Source organism: Pontibacter sp. H249, assembly GCF_037892465.1.
Classification (GTDB): domain Bacteria; phylum Bacteroidota; class Bacteroidia; order Cytophagales; family Hymenobacteraceae; genus Pontibacter.
The window spans coordinates 349,094-371,665 of record NZ_JBBKTR010000003.1; the positions used below are offsets into that span (position 1 = coordinate 349,094).

At 46.2% G+C, this 22,572-nt stretch carries 21 protein-coding genes; 13 read left to right on the forward strand and 8 right to left on the reverse strand.

All coding sequences use genetic code 11. The annotated features are described in order from the left end of the window. Positions 1-350: 350 nt before the first annotated feature. Complete coding sequence (locus WG943_RS06285; protein ID WP_340407553.1) at positions 351-2,150, reverse strand: M61 family metallopeptidase; 1,800 nt, start codon at positions 2,148-2,150, stop codon at positions 351-353. Positions 2,151-2,411: 261 nt separating this feature from the next. On the opposite strand from WG943_RS06285, the gene WG943_RS06290 reads away from it, so the two are divergent. The 3 genes from WG943_RS06290 to WG943_RS06300 all read left to right on the forward strand — a co-directional run bounded on the left by WG943_RS06290 (position 2,412) and on the right by WG943_RS06300 (position 4,124). Then, positions 2,412-2,594, forward strand: a complete 183-nt coding sequence (locus WG943_RS06290) for a hypothetical protein (RefSeq protein WP_340407555.1) — start codon at positions 2,412-2,414, stop codon at positions 2,592-2,594. Positions 2,595-2,688: 94 nt separating this feature from the next. Further along, positions 2,689-3,525, forward strand: coding sequence for a hypothetical protein (locus WG943_RS06295; RefSeq protein WP_340407557.1), 837 nt, complete (start codon positions 2,689-2,691; stop codon positions 3,523-3,525). A 107-nt stretch (positions 3,526-3,632) separates the two neighbouring features. After that, complete coding sequence (locus WG943_RS06300; RefSeq protein WP_340407559.1) at positions 3,633-4,124, forward strand: META domain-containing protein; 492 nt, start codon at positions 3,633-3,635, stop codon at positions 4,122-4,124. Positions 4,125-4,233: 109 nt separating this feature from the next. On the opposite strand, the gene purB is transcribed toward WG943_RS06300, so the two are convergent. After that, positions 4,234-5,586, reverse strand: a complete 1,353-nt coding sequence (gene purB, locus WG943_RS06305; protein ID WP_340407561.1) for an adenylosuccinate lyase — start codon at positions 5,584-5,586, stop codon at positions 4,234-4,236. A 368-nt stretch (positions 5,587-5,954) separates the two neighbouring features. On the opposite strand from purB, the gene WG943_RS06310 reads away from it, so the two are divergent. The 4 genes from WG943_RS06310 (at position 5,955) to WG943_RS06325 (ending at position 12,843) form a co-directional block, all read left to right on the forward strand. Beyond that, positions 5,955-7,925 (forward strand): biosynthetic peptidoglycan transglycosylase, encoded by a 1,971-nt coding sequence (locus WG943_RS06310; RefSeq protein WP_340407563.1) that lies wholly within the window; start codon positions 5,955-5,957, stop codon positions 7,923-7,925. 139 nt (positions 7,926-8,064) lie between these two features. After that, entirely contained in the window at positions 8,065-9,081 is a 1,017-nt protein-coding gene (locus WG943_RS06315) for a bile acid:sodium symporter family protein (RefSeq protein WP_340407690.1), read from the forward strand. Between the two features lie 205 nt (positions 9,082-9,286). Beyond that, a complete protein-coding gene (locus tag WG943_RS06320) occupies positions 9,287-10,027 on the forward strand; it encodes a GLPGLI family protein (RefSeq protein WP_340407565.1) in 741 nt (246 codons plus the stop codon). Between the two features lie 26 nt (positions 10,028-10,053). After that, the gene (locus WG943_RS06325; RefSeq protein ID WP_340407566.1) at positions 10,054-12,843 is read left to right on the forward strand and encodes an outer membrane beta-barrel protein; all 2,790 of its coding nucleotides are present in this window, start codon (positions 10,054-10,056) and stop codon (positions 12,841-12,843) included. Positions 12,844-12,918: 75 nt separating this feature from the next. Here the strand turns inward: WG943_RS06325 and WG943_RS06330 are convergent, their stop codons facing one another. From WG943_RS06330 to hemG, 5 genes are all read right to left on the reverse strand, one after another. After that, the gene (locus WG943_RS06330; RefSeq protein WP_340407567.1) at positions 12,919-13,245 is read right to left on the reverse strand and encodes a DUF3817 domain-containing protein; all 327 of its coding nucleotides are present in this window, start codon (positions 13,243-13,245) and stop codon (positions 12,919-12,921) included. 129 nt (positions 13,246-13,374) lie between these two features. Beyond that, entirely contained in the window at positions 13,375-14,472 is a 1,098-nt protein-coding gene (locus WG943_RS06335) for a 3-deoxy-7-phosphoheptulonate synthase (RefSeq protein ID WP_340407568.1), read from the reverse strand. 247 nt (positions 14,473-14,719) lie between these two features. After that, positions 14,720-15,685 carry a TerC family protein gene (locus tag WG943_RS06340; RefSeq protein WP_340407569.1) on the reverse strand — a complete coding sequence of 322 codons (966 nt, stop codon included), beginning with the start codon at positions 15,683-15,685 and terminating at the stop codon, positions 14,720-14,722. A gap of 222 nt (positions 15,686-15,907) precedes the next feature. Beyond that, a complete protein-coding gene (locus tag WG943_RS06345) occupies positions 15,908-16,648 on the reverse strand; it encodes a polyprenol monophosphomannose synthase (protein WP_340407570.1) in 741 nt (246 codons plus the stop codon). A 17-nt stretch (positions 16,649-16,665) separates the two neighbouring features. Further along, positions 16,666-18,012 (reverse strand): protoporphyrinogen oxidase, encoded by a 1,347-nt coding sequence (gene hemG / locus WG943_RS06350; protein ID WP_340407572.1) that lies wholly within the window; start codon positions 18,010-18,012, stop codon positions 16,666-16,668. A 158-nt stretch (positions 18,013-18,170) separates the two neighbouring features. Here hemG and WG943_RS06355 point away from each other — a divergent pair, with 158 nt between their 5' ends. Then, on the forward strand, positions 18,171-18,698 hold the full coding sequence (locus tag WG943_RS06355; RefSeq protein ID WP_340407573.1) for a D-glycero-alpha-D-manno-heptose-1,7-bisphosphate 7-phosphatase: 528 nt from the start codon (positions 18,171-18,173) through the stop codon (positions 18,696-18,698). A gap of 11 nt (positions 18,699-18,709) precedes the next feature. On the opposite strand, the gene WG943_RS06360 is transcribed toward WG943_RS06355, so the two are convergent. Next, positions 18,710-19,048 carry a hypothetical protein gene (locus tag WG943_RS06360; protein WP_340407575.1) on the reverse strand — a complete coding sequence of 113 codons (339 nt, stop codon included), beginning with the start codon at positions 19,046-19,048 and terminating at the stop codon, positions 18,710-18,712. Between the two features lie 442 nt (positions 19,049-19,490). Here WG943_RS06360 and WG943_RS06365 point away from each other — a divergent pair, with 442 nt between their 5' ends. The 5 genes from WG943_RS06365 (at position 19,491) to WG943_RS06385 (ending at position 22,450) form a co-directional block, all read left to right on the forward strand. After that, positions 19,491-19,889 carry a hypothetical protein gene (locus WG943_RS06365; protein WP_340407576.1) on the forward strand — a complete coding sequence of 133 codons (399 nt, stop codon included), beginning with the start codon at positions 19,491-19,493 and terminating at the stop codon, positions 19,887-19,889. Next, a complete protein-coding gene (locus WG943_RS06370) occupies positions 19,886-20,674 on the forward strand; it encodes a tyrosine-type recombinase/integrase (protein ID WP_340407577.1) in 789 nt (262 codons plus the stop codon). The genes WG943_RS06365 and WG943_RS06370 overlap by 4 nt, the downstream gene beginning before the upstream one ends. Before the next feature lie 158 nt (positions 20,675-20,832). Then, positions 20,833-21,186: an immunity protein Imm33 domain-containing protein gene (locus WG943_RS06375; protein WP_340407579.1), complete on the forward strand. Its 354-nt coding sequence runs from the start codon at positions 20,833-20,835 to the stop codon at positions 21,184-21,186. A gap of 82 nt (positions 21,187-21,268) precedes the next feature. Beyond that, positions 21,269-21,652: a hypothetical protein gene (locus WG943_RS06380; RefSeq protein WP_340407581.1), complete on the forward strand. Its 384-nt coding sequence runs from the start codon at positions 21,269-21,271 to the stop codon at positions 21,650-21,652. Positions 21,653-21,823: 171 nt separating this feature from the next. Then, complete coding sequence (locus tag WG943_RS06385) at positions 21,824-22,450, forward strand: hypothetical protein (RefSeq protein ID WP_340407582.1); 627 nt, start codon at positions 21,824-21,826, stop codon at positions 22,448-22,450. Positions 22,451-22,572: the final 122 nt, after the last annotated feature.

The following is a 22,572-nucleotide window of genomic DNA, read 5'->3' on the forward strand; positions in this document are numbered from 1 at the left end:
CGGGCACCGCAACAATAGAAGGCGCTCTCTAAAGGGGGGGGCTGCACCCCACCCGAGGACTGGGATGGACACTTCTTAGCCAGCGGCTGTTGCAACTGGCAGCCTAATTCCCCTCCCTTGTTTTTAGGGGAGGGTTAGGGAGGGGTAATTCGTAGGGACAGGTCGCGCCCAGTACTGCACAAAGCGATTCCAGCCACTCGCACCTACCCACGTCACCAGCTGGATGTTGGTGCGAGATAGAGGTTATGCACGGTGCTAAAAGTAAGCCTACGAATCTTGTTAAAAATAAAACCCCAACCTCTGTAATGGCTGGGGTTTTATCAGGAGTATAGAACAAAAAGCAAACGCAACTACAAGTTCTGCATCCAGTTAGTGCGCAGTGCTACCTGCTGTGGTGTTGCCTGCTCGTTCACTTCAAATAAATGTTTCTTTACTTCATCTATGCTCAATATCTTACATGCTATATCTTTTTGCTCGCCGTTACGCTTAATAGTAAAAGTATAAGAGTCGCCGATATTTAATGTGCTTAGTTTAGGTAGAACCTGGTTCGCATTGCCCAGCGAAACAGCTACGCCATCAAGGGCTACAAGCTCATCACCAGGTTGCAGGCCTGCTCTTTGCATTTCTTCTCCTACCTGGGTTAACGAAAGCACACCACCCGGAGCGCCAATAGCATAACCAAACCCTTTTACCTTATTACCTGTGCTTGTGGCGGCGTCGTAATTTATACCTAGTTTGCCAAAGTAAGATGCTACTGGTAACGGCTCCGCATTTTTAATATAGCGGTTCATAAAATCAGCAATCTCCGGGTAAGTTTTAGCTGTGAAGACCTCAAAGAACTCATTCTCAGGAAAAGCTTTTTTAGGGCCATACTCCTTAGAAAGTTCATTTATCACTTCACGAAGGCCACGCTTGCCACCAGATAATTCCAATAGGCGGATATCCAGTAATGTTGAGACTAAAGCACCGCGGTTGTAAATGTTAAAGTACTGTTTGTGCCCTTCCGGCGTGTAAGATGTAAGTGCCAGTTTCTGCAAACTATAGCTTTTGTCCAGTTGGTCGTCTATCATTAACTTTTGCCTGGTATCGGCCAGGTAAGCGGGTAGTGATTTCATGCCGCTGCGTAGCTGCATAATATGCGATGCCCATTCGGTTGTGCCCTCGTAAAGCCAAAGGTGCTGCGATGGCGTTGGCTGTACAAAGTTGAATTGCTCTATAATCTCGCTATGGATATTAAGCGGCGTAATAATATGGAAGAACTCATGCGCTGCAATATTGGTCAGTTGTTGAGCATATTCCGGGGTATAATCTTTTTCCTTCATCACATAACCCGAACTATACGAGTGTTCCCACGCGCCCCAATCCTGATCCTCGAAATGGTACAGGAAAGTATAGCGGTCTACCGGGAAATCAACTACAAACTTATGTGCCGACTCCAGCATAGCCGTCATGTTCGTCATCAGGTCCTGAGACTTAATTTTACCGGTTTTGGAGTAAGTATAAATGTCGATGGTAGTACCGTTATACTTGGTTTCTGCCTTTGTTAGTTGGCCGGCCATGATCGGTGAATCAACGATGTGGTCGTAGCTGGAGGCCTGGAAATAGCCATTCTTGTCGCTGCTAAGGGCAGTGCCCACTAACCATTCCTTAGGATGATCGAGCTTAATACGAGCCGGGGTTGCCTGCAAACCACGCAAGTAGCCAAATACGGCCTGGCCATTTATTAATGCGTGGTCTTGCTCCAGAGAGGTGCCGCACATGGCATAAATCTGATCCTTTTCAACTTTAGTATCAAAAGTTTCGGCAATGCTATACGTAATTTTGCGCACCTTCTCCGGCTTGCTTAGCTGCCATTGGTTCGTGCTGATTTGCTTCGCCTCCAGTTCGCGACCTTTTTTATCATAGGCTTTAAACCCTTCTACGAAGCGACCAATATCCATTGTTTGATAGGTGCCAGGTGCTGTAGCAGCAAACTGGAAAATGTCGTTTCCTGGCTTAAGCCCTTTTACATCCAATGTAACCTTAAAACGGTCATCAGCACGATCGTTTAAGTTGATGGTATAAGTTAATTCTGGCCCTTTAGCTGCCTCTGCACCTGTAGAGAAAGCAAGCATCGCTGCAAATCCGCAGGCGGCAATAATTCTTTTCATATAGCTTGGATAGGTGTTTATCAAGCTGAAAGTATAAAAGGAATTTCCTATTTTCTAATCAAATAGATAAACCTGCTCAACAACTCGACTAACCCATACTTTAGGGGTGGCTGCAGGTATAATTTTATACTTCAATCTCCGGGTTACTTAATTTAAAGTATACTTAAAGCACAATAAAACTATAGAAATAACTGAACTAGAGCTACAAACCAGATACCCGGAAAGCTAAAGCAATTCTATACAGAAACCCTAGGTTTTAATATGTTGGATGAAGGACGAAATGCAGGATTTGCCCTGGCAGTTGGTGCGTCGAGGTTATACTTTACAATAAATGCTGCGGCTGCTTTGCCTGTTAGAGTTGTTGTTAAAGCACCTGCTCAAGGCAATGTAAGCAAGTATACTTTCTTTGTTCAGACTGCTGCAGAGCATACACTTGCAAGTTAGTAGCCAGTATTAAAATTTAGTGCTGAACCAACGTTGGCGGCTGTAGCTCGTTTATAGGTAAAGTAAGAAATTAAAATTTAAAGCAACTTCACCTATGGAAAGAAACGATAGATATCAAGACAACAGGAATAACTACGGTGAAAGCCGCAACAAACCATTTGAAAACTACCGCGACCGTTATAGTGGTCGTGGCAACTACTATGGCATGCCTGATAAAGGCCATGAGTACAGAAATGTAAGAGGCACCGGTAATACAAGTTTTGGTGCCGGCGGACCGGTAGGAGGTTACGGTGCTAGCAGCTACAGAGAAGTAACCGAAAACCAAAGTGGCAGCGACCATTACCATTACGGCGACCCTAACCCATACATGGATAACAACCGAAACAGAAACTATGGCGCAGGCAACGAATTTGGCTGGCGCAGCGAGCGTGACAGCCGACACAGCAGAGGCGATAACTTTGGCAGCGACCGCTACAGCCGCCAAGACAACAGCTATCGCTACAGCGGCAGCGGCCGCCGATACGATGAGTTTGCCCGCGACGAAAACCGTACCGACGATCGCTATAGAAGCTATAATGCCGGAACCGCAGACCATTACGTAGATCGTGGCCCTATCCGTGAACGCCGCGAAGACAATGATTACGGCAGAAGCCGCATGAGTGGAGAGAGCCCTTATTACGAAGGCACCTACGACAACAGTGACTTTAAGTACAGCGGCGAAATAAGAAGCCCAAGAAACAGACGGGACGATAACTACGCTACAGGATCTTATGCTTCTAACCGCGCTTATGTAAGCGAGCAACAAAACAAGGTTGGCTCCAATGATGGTGAACGCAGAAGCAGCCGCGAAAACCGCTACGGCCGCTCAGGTCCGGACTACGGTTCGTGGAGCAGCGCCGGTACCTACGGTTACGATACATATGGCACATAATCAACTTGCCACTATACCAAGAAAGCCTGCAGCCTAAACTGCAGGCTTTTTCTTTAAACATAAGCTGTTTTATACTTTCTAGCTAGATGCTCCGTAAGGTATAAAGTATGATCACACCACACGAAATTAGCTATATGAAAAGTATATGTAAACTTTGCTTTATACTTCTGGTCGCGGCTTGTGTGCAAGCCTGTACTGCAAAGCCTGCCACACAACTAGCCGATGACGAAACAATTCTTGATGCGTATTGGATGCTGCTTTCCGTTGAGGGGCAGAATATACCGGAGGCGCAGGACAATCGGATGTCTTATATCCGTTTTCAGGAAAATGAGGCCGACGTTTTTGGGTTTGCCGGTTGCAACAAGTTTAACGGAAAGTATAAACTTACAGACACCAGCCTTCAGCTGACAGAACTTGCAAGTACCCGCATGAGCTGCCCTAACATAGATGTAGAAAACAGGCTGATGGAGGCATTGCGCAGTACAACCACATACAGAAGATCCGGGGATGTATTAACCTTGTATGCAGGAGATAAAGCGGTAGCTACCTTTAGGGCAGGGAATCCGGTAGAAGCCGGTATTGATAGGCGAGAAAGATAGTTTGGCTACCGTAGCACTACAGTCTTCTTAATGCACACTCAGATAAAGTATAAAAGGAAAGCCCCTGCAGCACTTGCTGCAGGGGCTTTCCTTTTATACTTTATACTTGTTACAGAAGGTCTACTCCAGTATAATTAAACGGTGTAATCTGCTTCAGCTCCTGTTTTATGGCATCGCTTACATTCAGGGTATCGATAAAGCTGTGGATAGACTGTTCCGTCATTTTCTCGTTTTTGCGAGTTAAAGCCTTCAATGCCTCGTATGGCTGTGGGTAACCTTCGCGGCGTAAAACTGTTTGGATACCCTCTGCTACAACAGCCCAGTTTTCTTCCAGATGATGATTAAGAGCGGCATGGTTCAGTTCCAGTTTGCTGATACCACGCTCCAAAGATTTTAAAGCAATAACAATATGCGCCAGCGGCACACCTACGTTGCGCAGCACAGTAGAGTCAGTTAGGTCGCGCTGCAGGCGTGAGATGGGCAGTTTAGCTGATAAATGCTCTAGTATAGCATTAGCGATGCCCAGGTTTCCTTCTGCGTTCTCAAAGTCAATAGGGTTTACCTTGTGCGGCATAGCCGAAGAGCCAACTTCACCAGCTTTTATCTTTTGTTTAAAGTAGCCCATCGAGATATACTGCCAGATGTCTCTTGAAAAATCCAGTAGAATCGTGTTCAGTCGTTTCAGACCGTCGAAGTATGCCGCTAAATTATCGTAGTGCTCTATCTGGGTGGTGTATTGGCTACGCTTTAAGCCAAGTGCCTGCTGCACGAATATATTTCCAAACTCGGGCCAGTTTATACTTGGGTACGCAATGTGGTGTGCGTTAAAATTACCGGTGGCACCACCAAACTTAGCCGAGAAAGGCACCTGTCGCAGCAAATCCAGTTGGGCCTCCAGGCGCTCGGCAAACACCATAAACTCTTTGCCCAAGCGGGTAGGAGAAGCAGGCTGTCCGTGTGTGTGTGCCAGCATGGGCACATCTTTCCAATCTATAGCCAGTTCACTCAGGCGCTGGTGCAGTTGCTGGTAACCGGGTTGTAGCACACGCTCATTCGCATCGCGCAGCGATAGGGGTATAGCCGTGTTGTTGATATCCTGGGAAGTAAGGCCGAAGTGAATGAACTCCTTATAATCAGCCAGATTTAGCGCATCAAACTTATTTTTTATAAAGTACTCAACTGCCTTTACATCATGGTTCGTTATTTTTTCAGTGTCCTTTATCTCAAGGGCATCGGCCTCGGTAAAGTTGTTGTAAATATCACGCAGGGCAGGGTAGAGGCTCTTATCTACGTTTTGCAGCTGTGGCAAAGGCAGTTCGCATAAGGCTATAAAGTACTCTATCTCCACAAGCACCCGGTAACGAATCAGGCCAAACTCAGAAAAATAATCGGCAAGCTCAGATGTGTTGCGGCGGTAGCGGCCATCTACCGGCGATATGGCAGTAAGTGTTGTTAAGTTCATGATAGCAGAGGTTATCAGGCAAAGATAAACAGGTTTGCCAAAGTAAGCCAATAAAGCATTACAGTAGTTTTGTACATGCTGTTTTTACTTTTGATGCGGTTTCTTACGTAGGTATAAGTATAATATGTTGATTATCTGATGGTTTTGGGTGGTAAAGTATGGCAGATAATCTGTTTATTGGCACAATGCTTGTGCACGTGCAGCAAGAAGAATAATCTTATCGTACAAACTGCCGTATGATGTTTTAGAATTGTAAGTGCAATATATAGCTGCCTCTGATTGTTACTTATGCAACTATAATTGCCTGCTCATTTTTTTAGATACAAATCTTATTAGTTAATTCGCACCTGAATATTTTGGACCGACGATTGAAAAATAAAATACTCATTTGGGGTGGCGGCGTGCTGGCCTTTCTACTGGTAATGGTAGTGTTGCTGTTCAGTTTCCGAAGCAGAGTTTTAGACTATACTATTTCGCGTGTTATCTCTAAAGTAGAAAACAAGTATCCTGCCGACCTGAACATTGGCAATGCTGAGTTTGTGGATTGGAACTCTGTAGTTCTAAATAACATCTCTTTTGTGCCCCATGGCCTCGACACGCTCTTTACAACCGACAGCGTTCATGCTACAGTAAGCTTTAGGTCTATCTTTAAAGGCAGGATTGTATTTAAGCGTCTGGAAGTAAGCGATGGCTACCTGACGGCACGAAAGAACGGCGACGTAAATAACTTTGATTTCCTGTTTAAGCGTGCAGAACCCACTCAGCCAGTAGATACCACCAAAGGCCGCAACTATGGCGCACTGCTAAACCGGGTAATAGAAACTGCTTTCGATAACGTGCCCGACCAGGTAGACTTCCGGAACCTGAATGCCTCGTATAAATCTCCGAACAGAGAAATAGATGTGAGAATGCCGTTCCTGCGCATGGATGATGGATATGTGGAGTCGCAGGTTACTATACTTGCTGACTCTATAGAGAACAACATGCGTGTGCGTGGCACCATCGACCCAAGAAACTATAATATCTCAGCCAGCTTGTATGCCTTCGATAAAAAGGGGATACGCATGCCGTACGTGAAAAAGAAATTTGACGGAGAGGTGGCCTTTGATACGCTGCATCTAAGCCTGACAAACAAACGGTTCCGAAATGAGAAGCTTACTGTACAAGGCCGCGCCATGATAGACAACCTGGTGCTGAACCACGAAAAGCTGAACGATGAGGATATACTTGTAAAGAGTAGTGCAGTAGATTACGTAGTAACGCTTGGTGAAAACTTTTTTGAAGTAGACAGTGCCACAGAGGTTCGCGTGAACAGCGCCAAAGCAAACGTATATGCCGCTTACCAAAATAAGCCTTCTAAAATTTACGACCTGAAGGTAAGAACAGAGTGGCAGCAGGCAAACGACTTTTTTGGCTCACTTCCTACAGGCTTGTTCGAAAACCTGGATGGTATAAAGGCGCAGGGAGATTTAAAGTATAACATGCAGTTCCACCTGAACCGGGATAGCCTGGAGCAAGTGGTGTTCAATTCTGACCTGGAAGCCTCAAAAGACTTTAAAATTCTAGAGTGGGGCAATACCAATATTCAGAAAATCAACGGCTCTTTTGTGCATACCGTTTATGAGTATGGCAAACCAGTCAGAACTTTTACTGTTGGCCCCGCCAACCCGTTTTATGTGCCCATTAACCAAATTTCACGGCACTTGCGCAATGCCATACTTACTGCCGAGGATGCTGGTTTCTATAGTCATGAGGGCTTCCACGAAGAGGCTTTCAGGCAGGCGATTATCAAGAACATAGAAGAAGGGGAGTTTGCCCGTGGCGCCAGTACCATTTCGATGCAGCTGGTGAAGAATGTGTTCCTGGAGCGCAAGAAAACTGTGGCTCGAAAGGTAGAGGAGGCTATTATTGTTTGGCTGATCGAGAACTTAGACCTCGTATCAAAAAACCGCATGTTCGAAGTATACCTGAACATTATTGAGTGGGGACCAGATGTATACGGTGCCAAGGATGCCAGCAGGTTCTATTTTGGTAAACAGCCTAACGAACTTAGCCTAAACGAGGCCATCTTCCTGACCAGCATCATTCCAAGCCCAAAACGCTTCCGTTCGTCTTTCGACAGCTACGGAAATCTGCGAAGCCACAAAGGCTACTACTATAGGTTAGTTGGTGGCATTATGCGCCGCCGGGGCCTGATAACGCAGGAAGAGTATGAGTATCTGTATCCGAATGTAACGCTCTATGGCCGGGCTCGTGATATTATTGTTACTGCTCCTGATGCCGGAGACGAAGACACCACACAATTTGAGCTGGAGACCATTGATCTGCTTGACTTTTAAAGTATAAAAAATAAATTGCAGCGGCCCCGGGTTCATACTTTGGGGCCGCTGCTTTTATACATGATAGCCATACTTCCACCACGTGAACAGCAAGCCACAACCTACATCGCAGCAAAACTCTAAAGGCCTGGTAGGTCTAATACCAAGAGCAGGAGCAAAAGCATCGAAGCTGGGGCTAGATTGGTTTCTGGCAGCATTAATAGGCATGATCTTGCTGGCGTATCTATGGCCACAAATAGGCATAGACCGTGAGCCGATCTCCCTGGGAGACATAGCCAATTACGGCGTATCGGTGATCTTCTTCTTTTATGGTTTGCGCCTGAGCCCTGATAAACTCAGGTCTGGCCTGAGCAGCTGGCGACTGCATGGGGTGGTGCAGCTCTGTACGTTTGTACTCTTCCCGTTGCTGGTGTTGCCTTTTCATACTTTTTTTGAAGGCAGTAAGAATGAGCTGCTCTGGTTAGGGACCTTTTACCTGGCTGCACTTCCGTCAACGGTATCGTCGTCGGTGGTGATGGTGTCGATAGCAGGAGGTAACATTCCGGCAGCCATTTTTAACGCCAGCATCTCTAGCCTGATTGGGATCTTTATTACGCCGCTCTGGATGGGCCTCTTCCTGCAAGCCAGCGCCGAGGGGTTCGATATCTGGAGCATTATGGGCAAGCTGGTGCTGCAAGTGCTGTTGCCGGTTATACTTGGCATTGTGCTGCATCGCTATTGGGGCAATTTTGCGGAGAAAAACAAAAGTAAGCTGCGCATCTTCGACCAGATCATTATTCTGCTCATCGTTTATACTTCGTTCTGCGAATCGTTTGCCCGCAATATGTTTAGCGGCTTTAGTATCAGCAACCTGTTTATACTTGGCGCTGTTATGGTGGGGCTTTTCTTCCTGGTGTACGGGCTCATCCACCTGCTAAGCAAGCTGCTAGGCTTTAACCGCGAAGACAGGATCACGGCTATTTTCTGCGGCTCCAAAAAATCGCTGGTGCACGGCACGGTTATGTCTAAAGTTCTTTTCCCGGATGCTAACATGGTAGGCATTATACTTCTGCCGATTATGATTTACCATGCGCTTCAGCTGCTGGCAGCCAGCATTATTTCACAGCGTTTGGCACGTACAGCTGCAGTTGAGGAACGTGCTGCAAGTGTGGGTTAGTTTGTTATACTTTAAGTAGGATACTAGGACCTGCTACATTTGCTAAAGTATAAATTAACTTTAATGCTTCGATTTGGTACCTCCACAAGCTACCACTTCGCATCCACCCTCACCTCAAACTTTAACTTTTCTTTAACTTCTTGTTAACAGACCTTAACTAAAAGCAATGGTCGTGGCTGCTACATTTACATAAAAAAGCAGCCTTATGAAAACTACCTTTACAATAGTCGGAACCTTGATACTGATGCTGGTATCGCAGGTGGGGTTTGCCCAAACACAGGGGGCAATTACCTATGAATCTAAGATGAACATGCACCGCAACATTCCGGCTGATCGTGCCCAAATGAAAGACATGATACCGGAGTTCAGGACTACCCGGAATATCCTCACTTTTAATGACACAGAGTCGCTGTATAAGCCGCTGATAGATGAAGAGGATGATATGGCTGCGGCAAGCGGTAGCGGTAGCGCGGTTATGATGGTTCGAATACCTCAGAACCAGACCTACATCAATACCGCGCAGGAAAGGCGCTTACAACTGCGTGAATTCATGGGCAAAAACTATATCACCCAGGACTCCCTTACCATTCTGCCCTGGAAATTTGGCGACGAGACCAAAACTATACAGGGCTATACTTGCCGCCAAGCCTTTTACACCGACGAAAAATCAGGCAAGACCACTGTAGCCTGGTATACCGATAAACTGCGCCCAAACCTGGGGCCGGATAACTTTACCTCTCTGCCAGGCGCCGTCCTGGAAATTGACTTTGATAATGGACTTCGTGTTACACGTGCTACTAAAGTTGAGTTCAGGGGTCTTAAAAAGAACGAATTAAATGAGCCTGTTAAAGGAGAGAAAGTAACAGACAAGCAGTACCAGGACATGGTGGCAGAGCAGCTGAAGCAACGAGGTGCAAACGGCGGGAATATCATCATCAGGAACTAAGCAGACTACCCTAAAAACATAAAACTATGAAGAAGCTACTACTGCTGGTTTTCCTGATCATCAGCCATGCCTCCTTTGCGCAAAAATATTCTGTAAAGGGGCGTGTGCTGGATAATACAGACGCCGCACTACCAGCTGCCACTGTGCTGGTGCTACAGGCCAAAGACTCCTCACTGGTAAACTTTGGTGCTACCGATGCACAGGGTACATTCGAGATAAAGGGGGTGCACAAAGGAGATTACCTGTTCAAGGTATCGTTTCTTGGCTTTAATCCATACTTTCAGAAAATAGTTTTTCCAGAGGCAAGTGCAGTGTTGGACCTGGGAAGTATAAAACTACAGCCACAGAGTAATGAGTTGAAAGAGGTGCTGGTGCAGGGAGAGAAAAGCCCTGTAGTGATAAAGAAGGATACGGTAGAGTTTAATGCCGGCTCCTTTAAAACACAGCCAAACGCAGCCGTAGAAGATCTCCTGAAAAAGCTGCCCGGTGTAGAGGTAGATGCCGAAGGCAACGTAACAATGCAGGGAGAGCGGGTGCAGCGTGTGACGGTAGACGGTAAAGAGTTTTTCGGAAGAGACCCTAAAATGGCCACGAAGAACCTGCCAGCCGATGCGATTGATAAAGTACAAGTGTTTGATAAGAAATCAGATCAGGCCACTTTTTCGGGTATAGACGACGGACAGCGGGAGAAAACCATTAACCTGCAACTGAAGGAGGAGAAGCGTAATAGTGCCTTTGGAAACGTAATGGCAGGTGTGGGCAACGATGAACGCTACCAGGCAAAGGCAAGTATAAACCGTTTCAGGAAAGGGCAGCAGCTATCTTTTCTGGGTATGGCCAACAATGTGAACAGCCAGGGCTTTGGCTTTGATGAGTACACCAATTTTAACGGCGGCATGTCCCGGATGGGTGGCGGTATGATCGTTATTAACAACACGGGTGCTGGAAGTACAATTAATGGAATTCCGCTGAATACGGGTGGCCGCATGAACGGCTTGATGAACACACAAGCCGGAGGACTTAATTTTAACAATCAGTTTACTAAAAAAGCGGAGGCCAACGGCAGCTACTTTTTTAACAACCTGAACCAAGTCATCAGCCGTGATGTGGAGCGCGACAACCTTTTAAATGCCGGCAACCCACGCACTACAGAGAAAACTTTGCAGGACGGCGGCAACCTGAACCACCGCGGCAACTTTACCCTTGACTATAAGCTGGACTCGCTAAACTCCCTGAAAGTAACCGGCAGCCTGAGCTATAACCAGATTACGCAGGACCAGAGCAGCCAGGTAAGTAACTTCGGCAGAGATAATGAAGTCCTAAACGCCAGCGACACCCGCTCTTACTCTAATGGTAACATCTACAACCTTAACTCAAGTATACTTTTTCGCCACCGTTTTGCAAAGCCAGGCAGGTTTATGTCGGTTAATGCAGATGTGTCGGCAAATCAGAATAACACAGACGGCACCTACGAAAGCGACCTGACTTTTGCCAACCGTGAGGACCAGCAGATAAGGCAGCGCAACGAACAGGACAGCGACACCAGAAATCTGACGCTGGGCGTTTCGCACACCGAGCCGCTGGGCAACAGGCAGTATCTCGAAACAAACTATACGCACCGGGCCAACCTAAGCGAGTCTAACAGGGAGGTATATGATTTAGAGGGCGATGCAGGCACATTAAACACTTCGCTGAGTAACATGTATGAGAGTTTATACTTGTACCACAGGCTGGGAGTGAACTATAAACTAAACCGCCAGAAGTATAACCTTACCTTAAGCACAAGCCTGCAGCAAAGCGACCTGAACGGCGAAGTATGGCTGCGTAATATGGATGGTAAACAAAACATCGACAGAGACTTCTACAACCTGTTGCCAACAGCACGCTTTAATTACGATTTTGCAAATAACCGCCGACTAAACTTTAACTACGAAACGGTGGTGCAGGAGCCAAGCATACGTCAGCTGCAACCTGTGGCCGACATCAGCAACCCGCTTAACATCTATGTGGGTAACGAGAACCTGATTCCATCCTACATGCACCAGGTAAGGCTTAACTACAACAGCTTTGATGCCGGCACACTGCGCAGCTTCTTTGGTATGGTAAACGTGATGCACACCACTAATGCCATTGTGTCCTCGCAAAGTATAGACGAGAACTCCGTAAGAACCACAAAGCCAGTAAACGTTGATTACAGCACCATGATCTCTGCTTTTGCCAACTATACTTACCCCATTAAGAAGCTGAACAGCAGGCTGCACTTCGGAGCTAACGTGCGTGACCAGAACACCATCAGTGTACTGAATGATGTGGCGAATGATGTGAACGTGAGAAGTGCCACGGGAAACATTCGTTATTCGTACCAAAAGGAGAATCTGAATTTTGGTGTTCGGGCTGATATTACCGCGCAGCGCACCAAGTATGAAGATGTGAATCAGAATGATCAGTTTTTCCTGAACAAAACGTATGCAGCCGATGCTAACTACAAATTCCTGAAACACTACAACCTAAACGCTACTTTTGACTACCTGGTGTACGACAACAATGCCACTAACTTTAATCAGACTATTCCATTGCTGAATGTGGCTGTATCAAGGCAGTTTCTAAAGAACAATGCCGGAGAGTTAAAGCTATCTGCTACCAACCTGCTGGACAGGAACACTGGCATAAACCAGACAGCCAATGCCCTTTACATTGAGCGCGAAACGCTGAACTCCTTATGCCGGTATTATATGCTTAGCTTTACTTATAACATCAACAAGCACCTGAACCCAACTAACAATGGAACAGGAGGCTCGATCAGGATTTTCCGCTAAACGTAAGATGTATCTAAAACAAAAATCCCCACCAGATGACCTGGTGGGAATTTTTATGTTTATACTTTATGTGGCTTAAGCGGCTTGCTTTTCCTTTTGTTGCTCTTCTGTTTTCTCCTCGTTCTGGAGCAGTTTCTTATCTAGTATAAAAGGGCCAAACGGCAGGAGAGAGGCTACAAAAGCTGCGGCCACCTTACCAAAAGACCATCTGTGCTCCAGCGTTACCTGCAGCAAGGCAAACATATAGGCAATAAATAACACGCCGTGTGCCCAACCTACATACTTAACAAGCTCAGGGATGCCAAGAATATACTTTACAGGCATGGCTATACCCAAAAGTAGCAAGTAAGAAAGGCCTTCGTAAAAGCCTATCACTCGGAAACGGGAAATTGGAGTCTTCATAAAAAGGTATTCTTATATTTTTGATATACTTTCTGCTTAACAGCGCAAAGGTAGAAAATGTGCCCGGCTATGTAGCATAAAACAAAATTAAAGCTGTGCCTTGTAAAGTTGCATAGGCACAGCTTTAACTTAAGCTACGGCAGACCTCCCCAAACTATCCGGCTGCGACGCCTGCAGCGCTGCTACAACAGTTTGTATCAGTCCTGCATCTAAGCCTGCTACCTGGTCCTGCTGCAGCCAGCCTTCCAGTTGCTTTTGCCATGGGCTGGCCTGTAAAACTGATGGGCTGCTTAGGCCTCCCTGGCCGCTCAGCTTTTTCGTGACTTCGGTGCGGCGCAGCAACAGCTCCATTAACTCCTTGTCCAGGAAGCCGATTTGCTTGCTAAGCTCGTCCAGCTGGTCAACCATTTGGGTGGTTTCGGTTAGTTTAACCTTTGTTACTACCGCGTTCACTAACAGCTCCAGCTCCTGCGGCATTAGTTGCTGTTGTGGGCTGCTTAGCGCCTCCACCGGGTTCACATGAGACTCGAACAGCATACCATCTACACCTAACTCAACGCCGCGCTGGCTTACCGGGTAAAGCAGGCTGCGCTTGCCGGCGATGTGGCTGGCATCGCAAAGTATAGGCAGTTCAGGTAACTGCTGTTTTAGCTCCAGCATGTGCTCCCACTTTGGGTGGTTGCGGTAGGGGTGCTGCTCGTCGGTGGCAAAGCCCCTGTGTATGGCACCTAAGTCTGTGATGCCAGCCTGGTGCAGACGCTCCAAAGCGCCGATCCACAGGCGCAGGTCTGGGTAAACCGGGTTGTTAACCAGCACCGGAATGTTAGTGCCCTGTAAGGCTGCGGCCAGGTCCTGCATAGCAAACGGGTTTACCGTGGCGCGGCCGCTGATGCAAAGTATATCCACACCGTGCTGCAGCGCATCCTGTGCCTGTTGCGCGTTGGCCACATCGCAGGTCGTTTTTAAGCCGGTTTCCTGTTTTACCAGCTGTAGCCACTCAAGACCAGTTGTACCCACTCCCTCAAAGCTGTTGGGCCTTGTCCTGGATTTCCAGATGCCTGCTTTAAAGACCGAAATGCCATTAACATTTTTCAACAGCTGGGCTGTTTTCAGCATCTGGTCTTCGGTTTCGGCGCTGCATGGCCCAGCAATTAACACCATCTGGCCATCCGCCTGGCGGAAGCTGCTCTTTGGTGTTACATTGATGGTGGTTGTACTTGCTCTCATGGCATTTTTAAGTTTAAGTTGCTCTGATGTTTAGAGACTTTTGTAAAACAAAAAGGGGGCCTGCTGCTGCAGGGCCCCTTTGGTATAGTGATGTACGTTTTCAGTATATACAATATGCTACCACAGGAGCCCCGCCAGAGGAACCTTCAGAGAATTGGCAAACATAATGCAATATGACTGGTACATGATTTCTTCTTTAAGCTACAATTAAAAGTATAAAATATCAGAAATACAAATTATCACGCTTTTATTTTACTTTCTGATCCGGCTTTTTCTCTTCCATTGGCAGCTCCGGCAGCTCATCTTTTGGTTTCGGGAACATTAAAGAAGCAATAACCGAAACAGCCAGTATACCACCTACTACCAGCAAAGCAATGCGCATGTCCAGGTGGTAGATGTCGCTTAACAGCAATTTAACTCCAATAAAAGCAAGTATAAGCGACAAACCATAGTGCAGGTAATGGAATAGCTGCATAATACCGGCCAGGGCAAAGTATAAAGCACGAAGGCCTAACAGAGCAAAAACGTTGGAAGTATAAACGATAAACGGATCTTTGGAAATGGCAAGTATGGCCGGAATAGAGTCGGCGGCAAACACCACATCGGTACTCTCAATCATGATCAGTACCAGAAACAGGGGAGTGGCAAACAGCTTGCCGTTCTGCTTTACAAAGAATTTGCCACCCACAGCCGTTTTGGTTACACGCATGTGCTTGCTTACCCAGTTCACCAGCGGGTTGTGCTCCGGGTCTATATCCTGGTCTTTGGTAAAGGCCATTTTAATGCCTGTATACACCAAAAAGGCACCTAGTATGTAAATAATAAAATGGAACTTGGCTATCAGGGCAACACCTACAACAATAAAGATCGCACGAAGTACCAATGCCCCCAATACACCCCAGAACAGGAGGTTGTGCTGGTACTTAAGTGGTACTTTAAAGTAGTTGAAGATCAGGATGAAAACGAAAAGGTTGTCAACGCTGAGTGATTTTTCGATAAGATAACCCGTCAGGAATTCAAGTGCCGGCTCCTGCCCCCTCCAGAAATAGATTAATACGTTAAAGCCCAGCGCCAGCACGATCCAGAAAAGACTGGTTAGCAAGGCTTCTTTAATTTTGACTTCATGTTCTTTTCTGTGGAAAACGAACAAGTCTAGCCCCAGAAGCAAGAGCACAAAAACGTTGAATATGATCCAGAAGACAATATCGTTCATAATAAGCGTGCGTAGGAACGCAAAAAAGGTTTTCAGACCAAGGTATACTTTACCTTAAAAGGCAAATTTAACTTAAAAGCTAGCTTGTTGTATGCCTAAACTACAGAATGATTTTGAAAAAGATAAAATACCGATTCTGTATGTTTAGGCTTGTAGCAGGAGCATTTAACTGAACCTGAAATGAAGGGTAAAAACCGAGTTGCATTAAACGAGAAACAGCAATTATACTTCGTATCTATCGTAATGGCGGAAAATACTGCTCACCTTCATCTTAAGCACGCCTAGCACGGCCTCCTTAAAAATTCCGCTCGACATTTTAGATTCGCCTTTGGTTCTGTCGGTAAAGATGATAGGAACTTCTTTTATCTTAAAGCCATACTTATAGGCCAGAAATTTCATTTCGATCTGGAAGGCGTAGCCTACAAAGCGGATCTTATTGAGTTGGATAGTTTTGAGCACTTTGCGGCGGTAGCACTTAAAGCCGGCTGTGGTATCGTGTATTGGCATGCCGGTGATCAGGCGCACGTACCAGCTGGCAAACCACGACATCAGCACTCGGTTCATAGGCCAGTTTACCACATTTACGCCTTGTACATAACGGCTGCCAATGGCTACATCATAGCCCTCTTCGGCGCAGGCTTTGTATAGGCGAACCAAGTCTTCCGGGTTGTGTGAAAAATCGCAGTCCATCTCGAAGATGTACTCGTAGTTATGGCGCAGGGCATATTTAAAACCATGGATATAAGCGGTTCCAAGGCCCAGCTTACCTTTGCGTGTTTCCAGATGCAGCCTGTTGGGGTACTCCAGTTGAAGATCGCGCACAATATCAGCAGTCCCGTCAGGAGAACCATCGTCTATGATCAGCAGATCAAACGGATGGTTCAACGACATTACCTTCCTCACCATTGCCTCTATGTTTTCCCGCTCGTTGTAGGTTGGGATAATGACCAGCGCGTCTTTCATGCTGCAAATATAGGCAATCAGCTATTCACGAGTGAAGGGCGCTTTAAATTAATTTTATGAGCGAGTTCCTTTGCGTGTTTAATACAATTGGGCACAGAAACGCCTGCCTGCCAATTAGCAGAAATAAATAAGCCGTCTTTCTCCAGTGTTTTAGCAATATCGTGGGCATCCTCAATGTATAAATCATATTGAGGTATAGAGTGCTCCCACAGGTGCGCGTGCTGAAATATGGGCTTATCTGCGTTAATATTATAAAGCCTGCGTAATTCCTCGTGCACTTTGCGCATTTGCAGTGTACGCTCTACCATTGCGTTCTGTGCGTATTGGCTGCCCCCGACAAAAGTAGTAAACATAACCTCGTGTGGGCGGCAGCGGCCATCGAACACGGAGCTAGTCCAGATAGAACCAGCCGCAAAGGTATCTTCTACTTTAGGGTGCAGTGCTCCAAAGCCTTTTAAATGGTGGCCTACGTCGTGGCGGTTATAAACTGTATACACCATGGCCATAGGTGGATAATTAATATTTTGCAAGGCTGCCGCCATGCCCGGAAAAGTAAAGTGCAGCAAATCCGAAGCCTGATGCGCTGGCAGGGCTAATACAAGTATATTATACTCTTCAGTGTCATAATCGCCGGAAGAGGCGCAGGATACTACATACTTGCCATGCGCACGGGTAATCATTTCTACGCGGTGTTGTGTGTGCAGCGACACCAGTTTTCCGGCAATAGCGTTAGGCAAAGTGCTCATGCCTTCAACAAAGCTAAACACCTCCTGCCTGTGATAAGAATCTTTATAATGTACAAGCCCACGTAAAACAGATCCGTATTTTTTCTCCATAGCCTTTAGCTGTGGTATAGCTTTGTGTATAAGCAATTGGTTGGGATCACCGGCATATATCCCATTAATAACTGGGTTCACGCCATAGGCTACAATGTCTTTGCCAAAGCGACGCTCAAAAAACTGCGAAACCGTTTCATAATCTATATCGGCGGGCGGTATGTCTTTTTCCTGAAGTATGCGGTACTTTGTTTTCCAGGAAAAAAAGTTGTTGGAGAGTAATGAGAACGGTGACGTAGGCAGCTGGTGGTACTCGCCGTCTCGCAACACATACCGTTGATGATCGAGTGGGGCTGCAGGCAAGACTTCGTGCTCCAGTTTTAGTTCTCTGATAAGCTCTTTTAGTTCTGTGCAGGTTTGCAGCGAGTTAGGGCCTAGTTCCAGAATGTAGCCATTGGTTTTAAGGGTGCGCATAGTACCACCAACCTGAGCATCTGCCTCAAATAAGTCGTAAGCTATACCCAGTTTTTGTAGGTAATATGCTAAAGCCAATCCCGAAATACCAGCACCTATAATAGCAACTCTCATACACGTTACCCTCTGCAACTTTTCTAACCCTTTTTTGCCCTGGCCTTTACATTAATAGACAGGTTTTTGGGGTTGTCTGTTGCCTATATTCTATTAAATTTTAATGTATTTGAAACGAAGAAATTCTAATTTTAGCACATCAACTACAAAACTTAAGCATGCAGCAGCAGAAATGCATTTTCCTGGACCGTGACGGTGTATTGAACAGGGAACGCGGAGAATACACGTACAGATTGGATGATTTTGAAGTGCTGCCGGGTGTGCCAGAGGCTTTGCGGTTGCTGAAGAAGAACGGATTCCTGTTGATAGTAGTTACGAACCAAGCTGGCATTGCCAAAGAATTATATAAAAAAGAAGATGTGCTGGCCTGCCACAGCAAACTACAAGAAAGCTGTGACACTTTGATAGATGCCATTTACTATGCGCCCGGCCATCCGAATTACTCAGAATCGCTTTCGCGTAAACCAAACAGCCTGATGCTGGAACGCGCCATCGCAAAGTATAACATTGACACCGCTCAGAGCTGGATGGTAGGCGACTCGGAGCGCGACCTGCAGGCAGCTGGTAAAGTAGGGGTACGTTCTATACTTGTAGGAGATAAGTATAACGCAGGTGCGCACGAGTATCAGGTGAAGGATCTTTGGGAAGCGGCACAGGTTATGCTTGGGAAGGAGAGAGTTGCCTGACATTTCGTATTTCATTTTTCCATGTAAGGTTGCCAGTTCACTATTAGCACCTTTTCTTCTGGCAGAAGCAGGTAGCCGTAATCATAGCAAAAGTGGTGGGTATTGCCTTTGCTTGTGCGGTACAGGTGCGTGAAGTGGCGGAAGTCGAAGCCTGCTAGCTGGAGCACCTCGCGCCGCAGTGTGGTTTTTCCCTCGGGGCTGGCACGCTGCAGCACCTGCCGGTTGTAGCGCAATTTGATGTTAATCTCCTTCATCAGGCGTTCGCCTGCGTTCTGTGCCTTCCGATGATTTCTAGCAGTTGCACGGCACTGGTCGCTACAGTAGCGTTTGTCCACTCTGCCTGTGATCAAAACATTACAGTTTTCACATAATTTCTTCTTAGGCTCCATTGGTTTGCTTATTTAGTTAAGGTAAATTATCTGCGTAAATACGGATAGCCCGGATACAACCGGATGTATCCGGATAATTTACGGCTAATACTAATTTTAGTGCTTGCTTGCACTGATATTGTTAGCAAAGCATTATGTACTCTCCTTCTTCTCTGCCGGTTATCTACCTCAACGCCTTAGAGCATGAGGGCAGAAAATATATTCGTATTTGGCACAAGCCTAACCCTTTTATTTTGAAGCGGCTAAAAGAAGCTATTTGGATCAAGTACAGCAAAACCTATAAGTGCTTTGTGATGCACCATAGCCCGCAGAGCATGGAAATGACATTCGCGCACTTACAGGGGCTAGCCCTGGTAAACACGAGGTATCTGTACAGGACAAAAGGCTGAAACCGAGTAAGCTCGTGCCGGTACTAACGGGCGGGCAGCAGGGGGAGCCGCTCCCAAAGCTACCTGGTCTGCCGGTGGTGAAGCTCCAGCCCATACTCACGGCAGATAATAAGACTGTGATAAGCATCACCTTTAAACCTTGTAAGAGTGTTTACGAGACGCTTATGCGCAGCAGCCTTACCAACTGGCAGCGGGAGCAGAAGTGTTTTGCCATACCCGAGGGCGGACAGTACATACAGCAGCTGACCGAGGAGCTGGAGGGCGTGGGCTGGCTGTGGCTGAGCCAGGAGTTGGTGGTGCGCAACGTGGTGCTACTGCGCGGCTCTGGGAGCAGACTTACCTTAAAGGGACAAACTACATCACCTGCCCAATCGACTACCTGGAAAAGCTCTTGTTGCTTAACTATTCCATGAATACGATCCGCACCTACCACTCGCTGCTGCTGCGCTTCCTCAACAGCCACAAAGACAGAGGCATGGATGACATAAACGCCTTTACTGAGGAAAATATTAACCAATACCACCGGCAGATGGTGCAGGCCGGGGCCTATTCCTGCTCGTTTATCAATCAGAGCATCAATGCGGTTAAGTTCTATTATCAGCGGGTGCTGGGCCGCCACGAGGTGCAGCTTAATAATGTGGTGCGGCCCGAGAAAGCCGACAGGCTGCCCACCGTGCTCAGCAAGGAGGAGGTCAGGAAAATCCTGGAGGCCACCTACAATCTCAAGCACCGTTGTATGCTGCAACTGCTCTACGCCGGGGGGCTCCGCATTGGTGAGGTAATCAACTTAAAGCTAACGGATGTGAAGTCGGACAGGAACCTGCTGCTGATTAGGGGAGGTAAGGGCAAGAAAGACCGTACCACGCTGCTCTCGCAGAAGCTGCTGGAGAACCTCAGGATCTATTATAAGGAGTACAAGCCGAAGGAATGGCTCTTTGAGGGGCAGTTCGGCGGGCAATACACAGCAGACAGCTTACGGAACGTGTTTCAAGCCTGTAGGAAAAAGGCCGGGGTAAAGACCAATGCCACCCCACACACGCTCCGGCACTCCTTTGCCACCCATCTGCTGGAGCAGGGCACCGACCTGAGGTATATCCAGACGCTGCTCGGGCACAGGAACAGCAAGACGACCGAGGTGTACACGCATGTGACCAGCTACGCCTTGGACAAAATCGTGAGTCCGCTTCACAATCTTTAGAAAAGAGCTATATTAGTGTTGCGCTATGGAGGTGACGGAAATAAAAGGCGGTCTTGAGAAGAAAGCCTGTATAAAAGGCAGCAATGCTACTCCACACATAGTGCAGATAGTAGGAGTAGATACTCCTGCTATACGGTAGTTGGCAAATACTAAAATTAATGAAAACAATCTTCCTCACCCTTATTATGGCACTTTTCGGATTTGGTAACACTAATGCACAGTCAGTGAAAGAATTTAAAGAGCCTCTAAACACAGCAGTATTTACTACCAAATTTGTGATTGAAGAAAATAAGCCAATCACTTATGTCACTCATGATTCAGATGACGGGGCTTGGCAGTTCTTCAGCGACGATGAATTTGAAGATTTTGAAAGTGTAGCTAAAATAGTTGGACTCGGCGAAATCATAAAAATGGATACGTCCATACTTGAACTGGCTGATATGCCCGAAGGCTACTACGCTTACAGAGAGAGTGTAAACGGTAAATGGGTAATTCAAAAACAGGAAGAATAGCATTTGCCAACACAATGCATGCCCAACCCTCGCTAACGCTCAGGCTCCGCATGCACGCGGCCGTTGTACTTAATTGTAGTTTATGAATTTACTCAATCCATTATTGACTGTTAAGTATGAAGACAGAAACGCTTTACAGATTATTGGGTGGTGGGAGCTAAGAAGGCCTCTCTATAACGTGATAGTTTTAGTTTGTGGATTTATTAGTATGTCAATAATGTCTCTGATGGTTAAACTGGAGCCATGGGAAGACATAGTAGAACCAATAGTAGTTTTAGGCTTTGCCTTTCTATGTAATTTAGGTTACACTCTTGGTTGGATTAGTGAAATAATGAATGTAAAAACTAAAACCTTCGGACCAAAATTGTTTAAAATAGGTTTATACTTTACTTTGTTCTGGGTGTTTTTACCAGCTCTACTACATATAATTTTGTGGATTAGTAGAGGCTTTGAGAGACTGCAATAAGAAAAATTAAGTATAACAAAGTTCATAGTTTAAGCTTCGGCTGCGCCTCGCCCACACTATGCACGAGTAACGTTGGCAGTAAGCAGTAAGAATGGAATGATAAATAGAAGTTACATATTAGTACTTACTGGCTTGGTGCTACTTTTTAACAGTTGTTCAACCAAAAATCCGTTGAGCGAAGCAGAAGTTAAAAGAAAGGCTTTTAATATTGCCCAGTCCTTTGACTCGACAAATATCGAGATTTTCAGGTCTTGGAGCTACGTGCCACGTGGTCAAGCGGGTATATGGTACAGGAACTCTGGAGATAGCAGCGTCTATAGGGTTGTTTATCTACCACAAGCAGACTCAACTAAATTGTGGGTAGTGGGGCAGGAAGAGTTCATAAAGGATTTTAGCACAGAGTTCCCCCTTGACACAACTTTGTGGCGAATAGCGTTCATTAGGGACAAGAGCGGGACACTAAAAATTTCTGGTATTAACAATAATGGGAAAGATGCCTTTGTTGCCAGTAATGTGAATCAAGATTCCATTTTTCCGCAGAGTAACCCATTCGATAAATTTGAAGAACTAACTAACTTAAAGGACTCGCTTGGATTCTTTGGAGTGCAATACTACAAAGGGCTGGGAGGCCTGATTGAGTTTCAGTTATCAGCAGAGCATATTTTAACTTATGTGCCCGATATAAATCTGATAGAGCAACCTTTCCGCAAGGTATGGGAAAGTGACTTCTCAAAGGGACAATGGATTAAGAAAAACTGGAATCTTAGGAAGCTTGATAAGCCTATTGACAATGGATAAAATGCCAGCTGCCAACACTGCACAGGCTCCATTCTCGGCTTCGCCTCGTTCGCAGCCTGTACTAACCGTTGGATGTAATACTTTCATATGGAACTTTGAAAGTAGACTACATTGATTCAAAA

Bases quoted from the DNA above. Each gene is read 5' to 3' on its own strand.
- WG943_RS06285 (WP_340407553.1), bottom strand. From the start codon at position 2,150: ATGAAAAGAATTATTGCCGCCTGCGGATTTGCAGCGATGCTTGCTTTC.
- WG943_RS06290 (WP_340407555.1), top strand. From the start codon at position 2,412: ATGTTGGATGAAGGACGAAATGCAGGATTTGCCCTGGCAGTTGGTGCG.
- WG943_RS06295 (WP_340407557.1), top strand. From the start codon at position 2,689: ATGGAAAGAAACGATAGATATCAAGACAACAGGAATAACTACGGTGAA.
- WG943_RS06300 (WP_340407559.1), top strand. From the start codon at position 3,633: ATGATCACACCACACGAAATTAGCTATATGAAAAGTATATGTAAACTT.
- purB (WP_340407561.1), bottom strand. From the start codon at position 5,586: ATGAACTTAACAACACTTACTGCCATATCGCCGGTAGATGGCCGCTAC.
- WG943_RS06320 (WP_340407565.1), top strand. From the start codon at position 9,287: ATGAAAACTACCTTTACAATAGTCGGAACCTTGATACTGATGCTGGTA.
- WG943_RS06325 (WP_340407566.1), top strand. From the start codon at position 10,054: ATGAAGAAGCTACTACTGCTGGTTTTCCTGATCATCAGCCATGCCTCC.
- WG943_RS06330 (WP_340407567.1), bottom strand. From the start codon at position 13,245: ATGAAGACTCCAATTTCCCGTTTCCGAGTGATAGGCTTTTACGAAGGC.
- WG943_RS06335 (WP_340407568.1), bottom strand. From the start codon at position 14,472: ATGAGAGCAAGTACAACCACCATCAATGTAACACCAAAGAGCAGCTTC.
- WG943_RS06340 (WP_340407569.1), bottom strand. From the start codon at position 15,685: ATGAACGATATTGTCTTCTGGATCATATTCAACGTTTTTGTGCTCTTG.
- WG943_RS06345 (WP_340407570.1), bottom strand. From the start codon at position 16,648: ATGAAAGACGCGCTGGTCATTATCCCAACCTACAACGAGCGGGAAAAC.
- hemG (WP_340407572.1), bottom strand. From the start codon at position 18,012: ATGAGAGTTGCTATTATAGGTGCTGGTATTTCGGGATTGGCTTTAGCA.
- WG943_RS06355 (WP_340407573.1), top strand. From the start codon at position 18,171: ATGCAGCAGCAGAAATGCATTTTCCTGGACCGTGACGGTGTATTGAAC.
- WG943_RS06370 (WP_340407577.1), top strand. From the start codon at position 19,886: ATGAATACGATCCGCACCTACCACTCGCTGCTGCTGCGCTTCCTCAAC.
- WG943_RS06375 (WP_340407579.1), top strand. From the start codon at position 20,833: ATGAAAACAATCTTCCTCACCCTTATTATGGCACTTTTCGGATTTGGT.
- WG943_RS06380 (WP_340407581.1), top strand. From the start codon at position 21,269: ATGAATTTACTCAATCCATTATTGACTGTTAAGTATGAAGACAGAAAC.